General features: G+C 66.5%; 15 protein-coding genes. 12 read left to right on the top strand and 3 right to left on the bottom strand.

Annotated elements, in window-relative coordinates:
• Nucleotides 1-118 precede the first annotated feature (118 nt).
• The 7 genes from AC5P98_RS02420 to map all read left to right on the top strand — a co-directional run bounded on the left by AC5P98_RS02420 (nucleotide 119) and on the right by map (nucleotide 5,850).
• A complete protein-coding gene (locus tag AC5P98_RS02420) occupies nucleotides 119-835 on the top strand; it encodes an MtnX-like HAD-IB family phosphatase (RefSeq protein ID WP_032958035.1) in 717 nt (238 codons plus the stop codon).
• A 63-nt stretch (nucleotides 836-898) separates the two neighbouring features.
• Nucleotides 899-2,299 (top strand): aspartate aminotransferase family protein, encoded by a 1,401-nt coding sequence (locus tag AC5P98_RS02415; RefSeq protein WP_032958036.1) that lies wholly within the window; start codon nucleotides 899-901, stop codon nucleotides 2,297-2,299.
• 28 nt (nucleotides 2,300-2,327) lie between these two features.
• The gene (locus tag AC5P98_RS02410) at nucleotides 2,328-3,392 is read left to right on the top strand and encodes a GNAT family N-acetyltransferase (protein WP_049419410.1); all 1,065 of its coding nucleotides are present in this window, start codon (nucleotides 2,328-2,330) and stop codon (nucleotides 3,390-3,392) included.
• Between the two features lie 3 nt (nucleotides 3,393-3,395).
• On the top strand, nucleotides 3,396-4,280 hold the full coding sequence (locus AC5P98_RS02405) for an arginase family protein (RefSeq protein WP_049419411.1): 885 nt from the start codon (nucleotides 3,396-3,398) through the stop codon (nucleotides 4,278-4,280).
• Nucleotides 4,281-4,419: 139 nt separating this feature from the next.
• A complete protein-coding gene (locus AC5P98_RS02400) occupies nucleotides 4,420-4,779 on the top strand; it encodes a bleomycin resistance protein (protein WP_014646423.1) in 360 nt (119 codons plus the stop codon).
• Between the two features lie 68 nt (nucleotides 4,780-4,847).
• Nucleotides 4,848-5,060: a ParD-like family protein gene (locus tag AC5P98_RS02395; protein WP_014646422.1), complete on the top strand. Its 213-nt coding sequence runs from the start codon at nucleotides 4,848-4,850 to the stop codon at nucleotides 5,058-5,060.
• Nucleotides 5,061-5,067: 7 nt separating this feature from the next.
• Complete coding sequence (gene map, locus AC5P98_RS02390; RefSeq protein WP_032958075.1) at nucleotides 5,068-5,850, top strand: type I methionyl aminopeptidase; 783 nt, start codon at nucleotides 5,068-5,070, stop codon at nucleotides 5,848-5,850.
• Here map and AC5P98_RS02385 read toward each other — a convergent pair.
• On the bottom strand, nucleotides 5,847-6,461 hold the full coding sequence (locus tag AC5P98_RS02385) for a LysE/ArgO family amino acid transporter (protein ID WP_014646420.1): 615 nt from the start codon (nucleotides 6,459-6,461) through the stop codon (nucleotides 5,847-5,849). The genes map and AC5P98_RS02385 overlap by 4 nt on opposite strands.
• Before the next feature lie 106 nt (nucleotides 6,462-6,567).
• Here AC5P98_RS02385 and AC5P98_RS02380 point away from each other — a divergent pair, with 106 nt between their 5' ends.
• The 5 genes from AC5P98_RS02380 to AC5P98_RS02360 all read left to right on the top strand — a co-directional run bounded on the left by AC5P98_RS02380 (nucleotide 6,568) and on the right by AC5P98_RS02360 (nucleotide 12,242).
• Nucleotides 6,568-7,461, top strand: coding sequence for a LysR family transcriptional regulator ArgP (locus AC5P98_RS02380; RefSeq protein WP_049419412.1), 894 nt, complete (start codon nucleotides 6,568-6,570; stop codon nucleotides 7,459-7,461).
• A 78-nt stretch (nucleotides 7,462-7,539) separates the two neighbouring features.
• The gene (locus tag AC5P98_RS02375) at nucleotides 7,540-8,940 is read left to right on the top strand and encodes a TolC family protein (RefSeq protein ID WP_049419413.1); all 1,401 of its coding nucleotides are present in this window, start codon (nucleotides 7,540-7,542) and stop codon (nucleotides 8,938-8,940) included.
• Nucleotides 8,933-9,946, top strand: a complete 1,014-nt coding sequence (locus AC5P98_RS02370) for an HlyD family secretion protein (RefSeq protein WP_049419414.1) — start codon at nucleotides 8,933-8,935, stop codon at nucleotides 9,944-9,946. The genes AC5P98_RS02375 and AC5P98_RS02370 overlap by 8 nt, the downstream gene beginning before the upstream one ends.
• Nucleotides 9,931-11,118: an ABC transporter permease gene (locus AC5P98_RS02365; protein ID WP_049419415.1), complete on the top strand. Its 1,188-nt coding sequence runs from the start codon at nucleotides 9,931-9,933 to the stop codon at nucleotides 11,116-11,118. The genes AC5P98_RS02370 and AC5P98_RS02365 overlap by 16 nt, the downstream gene beginning before the upstream one ends.
• Nucleotides 11,115-12,242, top strand: coding sequence for an ABC transporter permease (locus AC5P98_RS02360; protein WP_014646415.1), 1,128 nt, complete (start codon nucleotides 11,115-11,117; stop codon nucleotides 12,240-12,242). Before AC5P98_RS02365 ends, AC5P98_RS02360 begins: the two co-directional genes overlap by 4 nt.
• Before the next feature lie 128 nt (nucleotides 12,243-12,370).
• Here AC5P98_RS02360 and AC5P98_RS02355 read toward each other — a convergent pair whose 3' ends face one another.
• Nucleotides 12,371-12,739: a glycine zipper 2TM domain-containing protein gene (locus AC5P98_RS02355; RefSeq protein ID WP_014646414.1), complete on the bottom strand. Its 369-nt coding sequence runs from the start codon at nucleotides 12,737-12,739 to the stop codon at nucleotides 12,371-12,373.
• Nucleotides 12,740-12,905: 166 nt separating this feature from the next.
• Nucleotides 12,906-15,128 (bottom strand): methyl-accepting chemotaxis protein, encoded by a 2,223-nt coding sequence (locus AC5P98_RS02350; protein WP_495229841.1) that lies wholly within the window; start codon nucleotides 15,126-15,128, stop codon nucleotides 12,906-12,908.
• Between the last annotated feature and the right edge of the window lie 1,111 nt (nucleotides 15,129-16,239).

Genomic DNA, 16,239 nt, shown 5'->3' with positions numbered 1-16,239 from the left:
CACTTTCCCCACCCGGCGGTGCAGGCTTTCAACAGGAAAGGAACGAGAAAGGCTGCCTGCCTACATTGAGCCTGCCCCGGCATCGTGCCGGACGTTTCTTTCATCGACGGACCTGCCCATGCACTGGAGCATCCTGTGTGACTTCGATGGCACCATCAGCCTCGAAGATGTCATCGACTCGCTGCTGGAGAAGTACGGCCAGCCGGGCTGGCAGCAACTGGAAGACCAATGGAAGGCGGGAAAGATCGGCTCGCGTGAATGCATGCAGGGCCAGGTGCGGCTGTTGAAGCTGGACCCGGCCACGCTCGACGCGCACCTGGACCAGGTGCAGATCGATCCGGGCTTCGCCGCCTTTGTCAGCCGCGCCGAACAGCTGGGCGTGCCGCTGCGCATCGTCAGCGACGGCCTGGACTATGCGATCCACCGCATCCTCGCCAACCACGGCCTGTCGCGACTGCCGGTGGTGGCCAACCACCTGCGCTGGTGCGAAGACCATTGGGAACTGGAGTCGCCCTACCAGGCCGAAGGATGCCGCAGTGGTACCTGCAAGTGCACCTGCGCCGCGCAGGCGCGTGCCGACGAAGCACCACGCGTGCTGATGATCGGCGATGGCAGCTCGGATTTCTGCGTCTCCGAAGATGCCGACTTCGTGTTCGCCAAGCGCCGCCTGATCACCCATTGCACGAAGGCCGGCATCAAGCATGCCGCCATCGATACCTTCCACGATGCAATCGCACTGTTGCCGCGCTTGCTCGATGGCAGCCTGCTGCAGCCACGTCGCCTCGACGCCAGCCCGCAGCCCACCGCACTGCCCCTGCTGCTGGCCACCGCCTGAGCACTCCCTTCCAGGCGCGCTCCCCGTCACCCCTTTCGAACGTCCTTCACGGAACCGAACTGCATGAACATTTTTGACAAGAACGCCGACGCGGCTGCCTCCGACGCGCAGCTGCTGGCCGACGAAGCCCGCTACAGCTCCTTCGGCGACACCGTCCACTACGTCGACCCGCCGAAGATCTTCCAGCGCGGCGAAGGCAGCTACATGTTCGATGGTGCGGGCGTGCCCTACCTCGACCTGCAGATGTGGTACTCGGCCTGCAACTTCGGCTACAGCAACAGGCGCCTGAACGACGCGCTGAAGGACCAGATCGACACCCTGCCGCAGGTCGCCAGCCAGTACCTGCACCCGACCCGCGTGCAGCTGGCCAAGACCATTGCCGTGGACATGCACCAGAAGTTCGGCCTCGACGGCCGCGTGCACTTCAACGTCGGCGGCGCGCAGGCCATTGAAGATTCGCTGAAGATCGTGCGCAACGCGCGCGGCGGCAAGAGCCTGATGTTCGCCTTCGAGGGCGGCTACCACGGCCGCACCCTGGGTGCCTCGTCGATCACCTCCAGCTACCGCTACCGCCGCCGCTACGGCCACTTCGGCGAGCGCGCGATGTTCATCCCGTTCCCGTACCCGTTCCGTCGTCCGAAGGGCATGACCCCGGACGAGTATTCCGACCACTGCGTGTGGCAGTTCGAGCGCCTGTTCGAAAGCGAGTACAACGGCGTGTGGGATCCCAAGGTCGGCCAGGCCGAGTACGCCGCGTTCTACGTCGAGCCGATCCAGGGCACCGGCGGCTACGTCATCCCGCCGCGCAACTTCTTCACTGGCCTCAAGCGCGTGCTGGACAAGTACGGCATCCTGATGGTCGTCGATGAAATCCAGATGGGTTTCTGGCGCACCGGCAAGCTGTGGTCGATCGAGCACTTCGGCGTTACCCCAGACGTGCTGGTGTTCGGCAAGGCGCTGACCAACGGCCTGAACCCGCTGTCGGGCCTGTGGGCGCGCGAAGAACTGATCAACCCGACCGTGTTCCCGCCGGGCTCCACCCACTCCACCTTCAACTCCAATCCGCTGGGCACCCGCCTCGGCCTGGAAGTGCTGAAGCTGGGCAAGGAAATGGATTACGAGCGCACCGTGCCGGAGAAGGGCGCGTACTTCCTGGACGGCCTGCGTGGCCTGCAGAAGCGTCACCCGGAGATCGGCGACGTCGACGGCCTGGGCCTGGCCCTGCGCGCCGAGATCTGCCAGACCGACGGCTACACCCCCAACAAGGAACTGCTGGACCGCATGGTCGACATCGGCCTGGCCGGTGACCTCCTGCACGACGGCAAGCGCATGGGCCTCGTGCTCGACGTGGGTGGCTGGTACAAGAACGTGATCACCTTCGCGCCGTCGCTGGACATCAGCTACGAAGAGATCGACCTGGCGATCACCCTGCTCGACCAGGCGCTGACCAAGGCCAAGGGCTGAGGTCGATGCGCTGCCGGTTCCCGTGCCGATGGAGATGACGTCACGCGCATCCAGCACCGCGCTGGAACCGGCCGCGCTGCTGGAGGGCTTCCTGGCCCACCCGCCGCTTGGATTCGAGGCAGGCCTGCTTCCCAGCGGCCTGCCGACCTTCCGTGCGCCGCTCGACCTGACCACCACGATGGACGACGACCTGCGCGGCAAGCTGCTTGGCTTGCCGCTGTCGCGCCTGTGGCGGCCCTGGATCACCTGGAAGACCCGCTTCGTCGGTGCCACCAGCACCGAGTACACCCCGTTGCCCGCGCACGTCGCACCAGAGGCATTGGCCGAGGACGTGACGCGTCACGCGATCGGCGATTCCCGGCTGCTGGTGGTCAAGGACCTGGCAATCGATTCGCCGCTGCTGGACGACGCGGCCAATGCACACAGCAGCGCCTTCCTGCAGGCGCTGCTGGCACGCGGCTTCGTCGAACTGGAAGGCATGCCGCTGGCCTGGGTGGCGATCGATTTCGATTCGATCGATGGCTATCTCGGACGCCTGTCGTCCTCGCGCCGCAAGAACATCCGGCGCAAGCTGCGCTCGCGCGATGGCCTGCAGATCGACTGCATCGCCACCGGCGATCCGGCCCTCGCAGACCCGCGACTGCAGGCCGAACTGTACGCGCTGTACCTGGGCGTGTTCGCGCAGAGCGCCGTGCATTTCGACCAGCTCGACGTGGCCTACTTCCAATACCTGCTGGCCGACAGCCAGGGCCAGGGACGGATGTTCCTGTACCGCCACCAGGGTCTGCTGATCGGCTGGAACCTGTGCTACATCCACGCCGGAAAGCTGGTGGACAAGTACATCGGCCTGGCCTACCCGCAATCACGCGAGCACAACCTGTACGCGGTCAGCTGGATGCACAACCTCGAATACGCGCTGCAGCACGGCCTGAGCCACTACGTGGCCGGCTGGACCGACTCGCGGATCAAGGCCGAGCTGGGCGCCCGCTTCACCTCCACCCGGCACGCGATCCACGCCCGCTCCCCGCTGCTGCGCGCTACCCTGCGCAAGCTGGCACCGTACCTGCAGGGCGAACCTGATGGAGGCGGTTGAACGATGTCGGCGCGTTTTCCGCTGATCCTGGACCTGGACGGTGGCGTACTGCCGCTGCCACAGGCGCAGACCCTGGCGCTGCCGCAGTGGCACGATCCGCTGCGCTTCGCCTGCAGCACTTCAACCCTGGACCGTTTCGCCGCTGAAGTGCTGGCACCGCTGCCGGCCCAGCTCGGCACGGTGATGCTCGGCAGTGGCGACTTCCACCACCTCAGCCTGCCGCTGCTGCGTCGCATGCGCGCGCACCAGCCGTTCCAGCTGGTGGTGCTGGACAACCATCCGGACAACATGCGTTTCCCGTTCGGCATGCACTGCGGGTCGTGGGTGAACGCGGCCAGCAAGCTGCCGCAGATCTCGCACATCCATGTGCTCGGCATCACCTCCAGTGACATCGGCCTGGGCCACGCCTGGGAGAACCATTGGCGCCCCCTGATGGGCGGGCGCCTGACTTACTGGTGCATGGATGTGGACGTGGGCTGGGGCCACCGCCTCGGCAGCGGCCGTGCATTCCGACGGTTCGAGCACCCGGAGGCACTGGTTGCCGCGTTCGCCGCCGAGCAGGCCAAGTCGCCGCAACCGACCTACCTGTCGATCGACAAGGATGTGTTCGCCGAGGACGTCGCCCGCAGCAACTGGGACCAGGGCCGCTTCCAGCTGGAACACGCACTGGTGGTGATCGAAGCGCTGCGCGCCGGCGGCCTGGTCGGCAGCGACATCACCGGCGAAGTGTCGCTGGCCAACTACCAGAGCCGCTTCAAGCGCTGGCTGTCGTCGCTGGACGGCCAACCTGACGTCAGCGCCGAGGATCTGCCGGTGTGGCAGGCACGGCACCAGCAGGTGAATCGCGAACTGCTGGCGGCGATGGCCGCCGTGCCGACCGCCTGCTGACCGCGCCGGTCGTGCCGGCCGCTGGCCGGCGTGGCTTCGGTAGTGCCGGCCGCTGGCCGGCAACCTCATCGTTCCCAGGCTCGCCGGGATGCCGGCCAGCGGCCGGCACTACACTGGACTCCCGCCCCGGAACCTCGCGATGCCCCAGACCGTCATCCCGCAACTGCGCATGCGCCATGCCGACACCACCCTGCCGTTCTACGTGCAGGGGCTGGGTTTCGTGGTCGACTGGGAACACCGCTTCGAACCCGGCTTCCCGCTGTTCGCCCAGCTCACCCGCGACGGCCAGACGATCTTCCTCACCGAACACAGCGGCGACTGCGAGGTCGGCGGCGCGGTGTACTTCATCGTTGAAGACGTCGACGCCCTGCACCGCGCCTTCAGTGCCGCCAACGTACCGATCGAGCAGCCACCGCACGACACCGGATGGGGCAGCCGCGAGATGCTCCTGCGTGACCCGGACGGCAACCGACTGCGCTTTGCCACCCACGTGGACTGAACGATGCGGGCTTGAGGCGGATATACGGAACATATATGCTTCGTATATCCATTCCGCCAGGACCGCCCATGGGCATCGTCAACATCGATGACACCCTGCACGACCAGCTGCGCCGTGCCTGCACCGTCTCCAGCCGTTCGATCAACGCCCAGGCCACCTTCTGGATCCGGGTCGGCATGCTGTGCGAGATGAACCCCACGCTGAGCTTCCAGGACATCGTCGCCAGCGAACTGCGGGCAGCCGGGGTGCAGCCGCAGGCGCTGGCGCCCGGGCGGGCCTGACATGACGATGATCAAGCAGCCGCACGAAATCGCGTTGCTGGCCGAATCCGGGCGCCTGCTGGCGCAGGTGTTCGCCGCGCTCGACCAGCTGCCGCTGCAGGGACGCAGCACGATGGAGATCAACGACTTCGTCGAGCGCATGATCGTCGATGAGCTGCAGGCGCGGCCGGCCAGCAAGGGCCAGTACGGCTTCCCGTATGTGCTCAACACCTCGATCGACAACGTGGTCTGCCACGGCGTTCCCAGCACCGCCGACGTGCTGCGCAGCGGCCAGATCGTCAACCTCGACATCACCCTGGAGAAGAACGGCTACATCGCCGACTCCAGCACCACCTACCTGGTCGGTGAGGTCGACTACGCCGCGCGCAGGCTGGTGCAGGCCACCTACCAGGCGATGTGGAAAGGCATCGCTGCGGTGCGCCCGGGAGCGCGCCTGGGCGATATCGGCCACGCCATCGCCCGCCACGCGCGCAGCCACGGCTACAGCGTGGTGAAGGAATACTGCGGCCATGGCATCGGCCAGCAGATGCACGAGGAACCGCAGATCCTGCATTACGGCCATCCCAACACCGGCATGGTGCTGGAAGAAGGCATGGTGTTCACCATCGAGCCGATGCTCAACCAGGGCAAGCCGGCCATCCGTCAGCAGCCGGACCAATGGCCGGTCTACACCCGCGACGGCAAGCTGTCGGCGCAGTTCGAGCACACCGTGGCGGTCACCCGCAGCGGCGTGCGCGTGCTGACCCTGCGCCCCGGCGAAACCCCGCAGTGCGCGGTGGACGCGGCCTAGAGCGGGCGCAACAGCAGCAGCGTGGCGAGGCAGGACATGAAGACCGCCACGGCGGCATCCAGCACCCGCCAGGCGCCCGGCCTGCGGAACACCGGCTGCAACAGGCGCGCGCCATAGCCCAACGTGCAGAACCAGGCCACGCTGGCGGCGCAGGCACCGGCGGCGAACGCCCAGCGCAGGTCACCGGGGTAGCGCGTGGACAGACTGCCCAGCAGCACCACCGTATCCAGATAGACGTGCGGGTTGAGCAGCGTGAACGCCAGGCAGGTCAGCAGTACCTGCCTTCCGCTGCCGCCCTGCGCCTCGGCGGCGGCCAGGGCACTGCCACCGCGCCACGCGCGCAGCCCCGCCCGCAGGCCATACCAGAACAGGAAGGCCGCACCACCGAAGCGCAGCACCTGCAGCAGCAGCGGCCACTGCAGCACCAGCGCGCCCATGCCGCCAACGCCAGCAAGGATCAGCGCGATATCCGCGCCGGCGCAGGCCAGCACTACCGTCCCCACATTGCGCTGCTGCAGGCCCTGGCGCAGCACGAAGGCATTCTGCGCGCCGATGGCGATGATCAGGCCGGCACCTGCGAACAGGCCGGCGGCGGTAGCGGCAATCCACATCGGGACAGGCCAGGCAGCGAGGGGACGCGCAGGGTGCCGCCAACCGCCTTGATTAGACAAACTGATTTTTCTTTATCCTGTGCAGGAAAACTGAAGAGGCACCGGCATGGACCTGGTACACCCGCAACTGGCCGCGTTTGCCGCGGTGCTGGAGGAAGGCAGCTTCGAGGCTGCGGCACGCCGCCTGTCGATCAGCCCGTCAGCACTGTCGCAGCGGATCAGGGCCCTGGAGGACAGGCTCGGGCAGGTACTGGTGGTGCGCCAGGCACCCTGCCGGCCGACTGCCGCGGGTGAAGCGCTGCTGCGCCGGGTGCGACCGATGCAGGCGCTGGAGGCCGAGGCATTGGCCGAGCTGCTACCCGAGCGTGGCAGCGACGCTGCGCGCACGCCGATCCCCCTGGCGGTCAACGATGACTCGCTTGATACCTGGTTCGTACCGGCCATCGCCGACCTGCACCAGCGCCACGGCTATCTGTTCGACCTGCGCATGGACGACCAGGACCACACCCTGCAGCTGCTGCGCGATGGCAGCGTGCTCGGCGCGGTCACCGCCGAAAGCCAACCGGTGAAGGGATGCAACGTGCACCCGCTCGGCGCGATGCGCTACCACGCCATCGCCTCGCCCGGCTTCGCCCGCCAGTACTTCCGCGATGGCATGCAGGCCGCAACCCTGGCGCACGCACCGATGCTGGTGTTCAACCGCAAAGATGAACTGCAGTGGCGCTTCGTGCGGCGCCTGACCCGCGCGCGGCTGCAGCCGCCGCTACACTACCTGCCCTCCTCCACCGGTTTCGTCGAAGCCGCCGCGTGCGGACTCGGCTGGGGCATGGCTCCGGAAACCCTGGTCGCGCCCGCCGTGCGCGCCGGCCGCGTGGTGGTACTGGAACCCCGCCGCTGGCTCGATGTGCCGCTGTACTGGCAGCATGCCGCCGTGCGCTCAAGCACGCTGCAGCACATCACCCAGGCGCTGCGCACTGCGGCCAGAGGCCCCCTTCGTTGAGGACAAACCGATGATCGCAGACCCGGGCTTCACGCTGCACGCACTACCGTTTGCGCACTTCTTCACTACTGGGACGGCATGGGCGTGATCGGCCGACGTACAAGGATGCACCGCGCGAAGGCCGCGCTGGCGCTGGCAGCCTGCCTGCCATTCGCTGCCACCGCGCAGCCCACCAGCGACGCACCGGCATTGGACTGGGAACAGGCACGGCAACGTCTGGAGCAGGTCTCCGATGCGTTGGCCGCTGCCGACGCCGCCGTGCGCAACAAGCAGGACCTTCAGGACGCGACCCGCCTGCTGCGCCTGCCGGAGATCACCGGCGAAGTGCGCCGGCTGCAGTTCCAGAAGACGCTCACCCTGCCCCTGGGTTCGCTGGCTCCGGTGGCCGAGGCCTTTGGCATCGACTCGCCGCTGTCGTTCACCGAACGCGACTGGCGTACCCGCCCGGTGGTGACTGCGGTGCTGCCGCTGTACACCGGCGGCGTGATTCCGGCCGCGCAACGTGCGGCCAGTGCCGCCCACGAACAGGCCAGCGCCGAGCGCGAAGCACAACGCCAATCGCTGACCGTGCAGCTGGCCCAGGCCTATTTTGGCCAGCGCCTGGCCGAGCAGGCGGTGGACGTGCGCCGCGATGTGCGCGATGGCCTCAACCGCCACCTGTCCGACGCTGAGAAGCTGGAACGCGAGGGCTTCGCCACCCGCGCGCAGCGCCTGCAGGCCACCGTGGCCCGCGACAAGGCCGAGCGCGAATACCAGAAGACGGTGAACGACCTGGCCACGCTGAAGGCCGCACTGGCCACGCTGCTGCGCAGTGGCGGCGAGGTGCAGCCGGTGTCGCCGCTGTTCGTGCAGCGCGTGCCACTGGAACCGGTGGCCAGCTTCGAACGCACCGCGCAGGCGCGGCAGCCGCAGATCGCGCGCCTGCGGGCGATGGTGGCGCAGGCCGAACAGGGCGTGCGCGTGCAGCAGGCCAAGCTGAAGCCACAGATCTTCGCCTTCGGCCAGTACGACTTCCGTCGCCGCGACGAGATGCTGACCGATCCGGACTGGGCGTTCGGCATCGGCCTGAAGTACACCTTCCTGTCGCCGAACTCGCGGCCGGCGCAGATCAGCGCCGCGCGTGCGCAGCAGGACCAGGCCGAAGCGGGCCTGCGCGAGGCCGAGAACCAGGTCGCACTGGGTGTGCGCAAGGCCTGGAACGAGCTGGAAACCGCACGCCAGCAGTACGTGCTGCTCGACAGCAGCATTGCCCAGGCACAGGAAAACCTGCGCCTGCAGGAGCTGGCGTTCCGCGAAGGCCAGGCGACTTCGCTGGATGTGATCGACGCGCGGCTCGGCCTGGGCGGCGCCCGCGTCGAGCGCGCACAGGCCGCCTACCAATACGATATTGCGCTGGCACAGTTGCTGGAGGTCAGTGGACAGATGGACCGTTTCGAAGAGTTCCGGCGGCGGGCGGACGAGGTGATCGACCATGAGTGATGTGCTGCACGACGATGCGACGACGCCCCCGGGCAAGCGCCGGTTGGGACCGATCCTGGTAGTGGTGCTGCTGGTCGTGGTGGTGCTCGGCCTGTGGCTGGCCTGGCGCAGCCCGGCCGACCAGATCCAGGGCATGGCCGATGCGGACACGATCAACGTGGCCGCCAAGATCACCGCGCGCGTGGCCGAACTGAAGGTGCGCGAGGGCGACCGCGTGCAGGCCGGGCAGGTGCTGTTCCTGCTCGACAGCCCCGAAGTGGCCGCCAAGGAACAGCAGGCGCACGGCGCTTTGGCCGCCGCACAGGCAGTGGCCGACAAGGCCGACGAAGGCGCGCGCAGCGAAGACATCCGCGCCGCCGAAGCGAACTGGAAGCGGGCCGAAGCCGGTGCGACGCTGGCTGAAGCCACTTACCAGCGCGTGCAGAACCTGTTCAACGAAGGGGTGATGACCCGGCAGAAGCGTGATGAAGCGCATGCCCAGGCCACCAGTTCGCGTGAACTGGCCCGTGCCGCGCGCGCGCAGTACGACATGGCCCTGGCCGGCGCGCGCGAGCAGGACAAGCGTGCCGCGCAGGGCCAGGTGCAACAGGCACAGGGCGCGGTGGCCGAGGTCAACGCCGCGCGTGTCGAAGTGGAAGGGCGCGCGCCGGTCGCCGGCGAAATCAACAAGCGCATGGCCGACCCGGGCGAGCTGGTGCCGGCCGGCTACCCGGTGTTCACCCTGGTCGACATCGACCGCATGTGGGTCGCCATGAACCTGCGCGAATCGCAGATGCAGGGCCTGAAGGTCGGCAGCAAGCTGCAGGGCAGCGTGCCGGCGCTCGGCCTGGACGGCGAATTCGAGGTCTACTTCATCAATCCGGCCGGCGACTATGCAACCTGGCGTACCACCCGCCAGTCGTCCGGCTACGACGTCCGCAGCTTCGAGGTGCGGGTGCGCCCGGTACGCCGCATCGAGGGCTTCCGCCCCGGCATGAGCGTGCTGTTCGCATGGCCCCAGCACTGAACCCCGGCCGCGGCGGCTTCGCCGCCAGCTGGCGGCGCGAGCTGCAGTCGCTGCGCGGCAACCGCGCCGACCTGCTGCTGGTCACCGTGCTGCCGCTGCTGATGCTGGTGGTGATGGCGTGGATGTTCACGCCTTCGGTGATGCGCGACATCCCGATCGCGGTGGTCGACCTCGACCACAGCAGTGACAGCCGCCTGCTGCTGCGCATGCTCGATGCCAGCCCCGGCGTGCGCGTCGCCAGCCAGCCGGTGGACCTGGAAGACGCACGTTCGCAGCTGCGTCGGCTGGATGTGTTCGCCATCGTACTGGTGCCGCGCGATGTCACCCGGCAGGCGCTGCGTGGGCGCCAGGGCACGGTGTTTGCCTATTACAACGCCACCTACATGACCACCGGCCAGTCGGCGTCGCGCGACATCGGCGACGCGGTTTCCGCATGGAACGCGCGCCTGCTGCGCGAGCGCATCGGCCTGCAGGTCGGCCCGGGCAAGCTGCGCGCGGCACCCATCGCGGTGCAGTCGGACATTCTGTACAACCCGGCACGCAGCTACGAGCTGTTCCTGCTGCCGTTGATCTTCCCGGCGGTATTGTCGCTGGTACTGGCACTTGCAGTGGCCGGCAGTCTTGGCCGCGAGATCCGCGACGGCACCCTGCCCGCCTGGCTGGGCCGCGCGCCGTGGGCGGCGATTGCCGGCAAGGTCGCGCCGTACATCCTGCTGTTCTCGGTGTATGGCGCGCTCGGCATCGGCTACCTGGCCTGGCTGCGTGGCGATGGCGTGGCGGGCAGCGTATTCCTGCTGCTGCTCGCACAGCCGCTGTTCTACCTGGCCACGGCCGCCTACGCATTGTTCTTCGTCGGCGTGACCCGCGACATGGGCACCGCGCTGTCGGCGGTCGGCCTCAGCATCGGCACCGCGCTGGCCTTCTCCAGTGCCACCTTCCCGGTCCTCGACGGTCCCTTGTTCACCCGCGCCTGGCATCAGCTGCTGCCCCTCAGCGCCTACATCAAGCTGCAGACCCAGCAGCAGTTCATCGGTTCGCCGCTGCAGGTTTCGGTGTGGCCGCTGGCCACGCTGTTGTTGATGGCGGTGGTGGCAGGAGGCGTCGGCGGCCTGCGCCTGATCGCCTTTGCGCGCACACCTGCCGCCGCACAGCCCGCAGGGGCCGACGCATGAGCGCACTCTGGCGCAGCCTGCGGCAGACCCTGATGGCAGTGCTCTGCGACCGCTACGCGATCGTGGTGATGGTCGGGGCGGTGATCCTGTACTCGTTCTTCTATCCAGCCGCCTACCGGCACCAGGTGGCCGGCAACCTGCCGGTGCTGGTGGTGGACGAAGACCACAGCGCGACCAGCCGCGAGCTGCTGCGCAAGCTCGACGCACTGCGCGTTGCGCGCGTGGTCGGTCAACCCGCGGACGTCGACAGCGCACGCCGGCAGCTGGAAGCCGGCCATGCCGAAGGGATCGTCGTGATCCCGGCCAATCTGGAGCGCGACATCCTGCGCGGCCACCCGGCCAAGCTGGTACTGCTTGGCAACGGTGCCTACCTGGGCCGCGCCAGCTGGGTGCTGGGCAGCGTGGCTGACGCGCTGGGTGCGTTCGGGCGTGATGCCGTGGTCGGCCAGGCCGCCTTCATGGGCGCACCGCAGGCACCGCCGGTCACGCTTGTGCAGCGCCCCCTGTACAACACGCAGGAAGGTTATGGCAGCGCCATCGTTCCCGGCGTGGCCGAACTGATCGTGCACCAGACGCTGCTGATGGGCATCGGCGTCCTGCTCGGCGGCCGCCGCCTCGCGCTCGGCCGGCGCCTGCGCTTCGACCTGCCGACCCTGGCCGGCATGGCACTGGGCTTCGGCCTGATCGGCCTGTTCGGTCTGTTCTGGTATGCCGGGTTCACTGCCTGGGTGCAGGACTATCCACGCGGAGGCAACCCGCTGGGCCAGCTGCTGGGTGGCACGCTGTTCATCGCGGCGACGGTGGCCTTCGGCCTGTTCGTCGGCAGCTTCTTCCGCACCCGCGAACGCGCCTTCCAGTACATCATCGCCACCTCGATCCCGCTGTTCTTCCTCGCCAACCTGTCGTGGCCCTCGGTGATGACGCCACAACCGCTGGTCTGGCTGGCGCAGCTGCTGCCGACCACCTCCGGCATCAACCTGATGGTGCGCCTGAACCAGATGGACGCCAGCCTGGCCGAAGTCAGCCACGAACTGATCACCCTCACCGTCCTGCTGCTGCTCTACGGCAGCCTCGCCACCTGGCGCCTCCTCGCAAAAAAGGGGACGGAGGGGATTAAGTCGTAAGCGGCCGGTTGGGGGATTACGACTTAATCCCCTCCGTCCCTTTTTCCTGCAATGAAGAACGCCGGCGCAAGGCCGGCGTTCGAGTACTGCGATGTGGAAGGGGAAAAACGGGGGCCGTCGGCGATCGATCAGCGATAGACGCGTTCGCAGCGGCGCTCGACCACGCGGTCGCCGTTCTTCTGCTGGCTGTTGCCCTGGATCTGGCGGCCCGCCGCACCACCGGCAACAGCACCGGCCACGGTAGCGAGCTTCTTGCCATTGCCGCCGCCCACCTGGTTGCCCAGCAGGCCGCCGATCACCGCGCCAGTGGCCGTACCGGCGATGCGGTTCGGATCGCGCGAGTTGCGCTGCACTTCCACGTTCTTGCAGACCACGCGGCTGCCATCGTTGAATCGGCGTCCTTCATCGCGCGGGCCATAGGTCTGCGCGCCGGCCACCGACGAAGCCGCCAGCAGGGTGCCCAGCACAAGCAATCGGGTCGAGGTCTTCATGGCCATCTCCTAGGTTCCGGTATGGCGCAAGTGTCCTCCCGCGGCTGGCAACCGGAAGTGAAATGCGCGTGTCCGCGGCCTCATCGGCCATCGCGCGTTCAGGAAGAAAATCCGCGCCCATCACGATCAGCCATCGTGATGGGCGCCGTCTCCCTGCCGGCATTGCCCTCTGCTAGAACTCTTCCCACCCCCCGGCATTGGCTGCCAGTGTCGGCTCGATGCGCGGCGACAGCGTTGCCGCCCTGCGCACCGGGGTGACCTTCGCGGCCACCGCAGCCAGGGCCGGACGCACGGCTGCAGCCGCCGTTACCGCGCCGGTGCGGAACACCGAAACCGCCTCGGCCAGCAGGTTCGCCTGCTCCTCCATGGAACGCGCCGCAGCACTGGCCTCTTCCACCAGTGCCGCATTCTGCTGCGTGGTCTCGTCCATCTGCACCACCGCCTGGTTCACCTGTTCGATGCCCGAACTCTGCTCCTGCGAGGCAGCAGAGATATCGGCCATGATGTCGGTCACGCGCTGCACGGAAGCAACGATCTCGCCCATCGTGGTGCCTGCCTGTCGGACCAGCGCCGATCCATCGGCGACCTTGCCAACCGAATCTTCGATCAGGCCCTTGATCTCCTTGGCCGCACCGGCCGAGCGCTGTGCCAGCGTGCGCACCTCACTGGCCACCACCGCAAAGCCCCTGCCCTGCTCGCCGGCACGCGCGGCTTCCACCGCCGCGTTCAACGCCAGGATGTTGGTCTGGAAGGCAATGCCATCGATGACCGAGATGATCTTGGCGATCTTCTTCGACGAGGCCTCGATGGCCGACATCGTGGTGACCACCTGGCCGACCACCTCGCCGCCCTGCGAGGCGACACCGTGCGCACCGATGGCGAGCTGGTTGGCCTGGCGGGCGTGCTCGGCGTTCTGCTTCACGGTGGAGGTCAGCTCCTCCATCGACGCCGCCGTCTCTTCCAGGTTCGCCGCCTGCTGCTCGGTGCGCCGCGACAGATCGGTGTTGCCCGAGGCGATTTCGCCTGCCGCCAGGTTGATGCTGGACGCACTGGCCTGGATGCGGCCGACGATCTGCTTGAGCTGATCGACGGTCGCATTGCAGTCATCGCGCATGCGGGCGAACACGCCGTGGAAGTCACCCTGCATGCGCACAGTGAGGTCACCGCGCGAGATCGCCTGCAGCAGGGTCGACACCTGCACCAGGTTCTCGTCGGTGGTCTGCATCAGGCGATTGAGCCCGGCCACCATGTCGCGGAAATCGTAGGCGAAGCGATCTTCATCGCCGCGCAGGCTGAAGTCGCCCGCCGCCGCGGCCGTCGCCAGCCGGCGGATCTCGCTGTTGATCGCCGACAGGCTGGTCTTGGTCTCGTCCATTGCCTGGGTGATCGCCGCCTTCTCGCCCGGCAGCGGATCCATGTCCACCGACAGGTCGCCACGGGCGTAATGCTTCATCACTTCGATCAGCCGGTTCTGTACCTGCACGTGTGAGCCGACCAGCGCGTTGGTCTCGTGCACCATGCGCCCGTAGTCACCAGGGAAGGCACTCTCGTCCATGCGATAGCTGAGGCTGCCCGCATCGTGCTGGCGCGCCAACTCGCCCTGCGCCGCCATCACCGACTGCAACTGCGCCTGCATGCGCTGCATCGACCTGAGCAGCTGCGTGACCTCATCGTTGCCGGAGGCGTCAATGCTGTTGTCCAGCCGCCCATTGGCGATGCCGTCGGCCAGCTTCACCGCGCCTTCCAGCGGGCGGGTCAGGCTGCGGGTGATGGCCCACGCGGCCAGCGAGCCCAGTACCAGGCTCAACACGCCGAACACGATCGACAGCGTGCCGGTCCAGGATTCGGTTGAACGGTATTCCTCGCGGCTGCGCTCGGTCAGTGTCTCCTGATGCCGCAGCAGGGTCGAGATCGCTTCGTTCCACGCGGTTGCCAGCCCCTGCTCGGCAAGCAGTTCCTTGGCCGCGCCGTCGAAATCCCCGGCCTTCATGCGCTCGTGAAGATGCCGGGTGGAGGCGTCGGTGGCCTTGCGTGCCGCGTCGATTTTCGCCACCAGGGTATCGCCGGTCGCGTCGCGCGGAATCCTGATGTACCTGGCCCAGATACCGTCGTAGGTCTGCGACAGCTCCTGCGCCTTCTGATAATCCCTGTCAAAATCCTCGCCGCGCTTGATCACCATCAGGCGGCGGTGCATCAACACCGCGTTGTTGGTATCCAGCATGTCGTTCAACAGCCGCATCTTCACCATGTTGACGTCCACCACTTTCTCGAACTGGGCGGACTTCAGGTGATTTCCGTACAGCGCCAGGCCAACGATGGCCACGATGAACAGCAGCAGCAATCCAAACCCGGCACCCAGCCGGGATCCCACTCGGAGGTTGCGTAAGGCGAGCATCTCAATTCCCTTGATCATGGCCGTACGATCGATGGCGGCGCAGCACAGGGAAACTTTATGGGTCGATATTATTGTATCGATCCAAATCTATGGAACTGTGCAGACAGGTGTGAAGGAAACACTTAATGGAGGTGGTTATTCCTGCCGGGCATATCAATGCACGAGCACATCAATCGCAGTCATCACGCAGCGCTTGCGAGTCGTGACCGCAGAAACCGTCACTTGATGGACGGAGGGGGAGGATGAAGCCCATCGATTCCGGCACCCTTCTGTCCAGAGGAACAACGCGCTGCTTCGCGACTACCGTCAGGGCTGCAATCTGGCATCTGCCATCGCAGGGCCCCGACCCTTGAGTATTTCAACCCTGATGAAGGGGTCCAGACCCCATTGCAATCGACTGCCACTGATCTCCCACTTATTGACCTTCAAGTCAATAAAACTGCAGTCATTGAGATTTTCGTCGCTCTGGAAGTGGGAGACGGGAAGGTCACCCCATGCTGCACTGACCCACGCGCTGCGCTGAGGCAATACGGTCGAGGAGTGCATGGAAACTGCGTACTTTCTACTCATGCCTGTCCACGGAAATTGACTCCCAGGACCGCGCGACGGAAATTTCCTCAAGATACCGCTCAAGGTCTCTGAACGGAGAGACCCCTATAGCAGCGAAGGAGAACCACACGGCATCGCACTCGTCGCAGACAAATATCTGAACGCCGCGCTCCTTTACTTGAGCTTTCAACACCTCACCCTGCTCACAACGGGGACAGATCAAACAACCCCCATCGCACCGGAGATGCAGATACAAACTTACTGACCATCCCAGAAACAATTTCCCAGACCTTTCTTGCCGATGATACAGGAGGAGAATCTATTTCCATCACCCAGCCAGTCATCATTGACAGTGGAAGTTGAACGCGCCCGAGGGGGTCCTGCTGCCGATGGCACCAATCAATGAAGAAGAAGACTTCGGGCGAACTCTCTACCAGCTGATGGCCCTGCTATTGGCGATGGGTCACGTCGTTTTCTTCCCTGCAAACCGGCGCGCGCCACGACGGGAGTGCCGAGCACTTTGACTCAGCAAAGTAGTTTGCCAAACCCCAGCATGGGTCCG

This window comes from Stenotrophomonas sp. YJH_SMC_135 (assembly GCF_059372355.1).
This window is presented reverse-complemented; position numbering and strand designations above follow the sequence as displayed.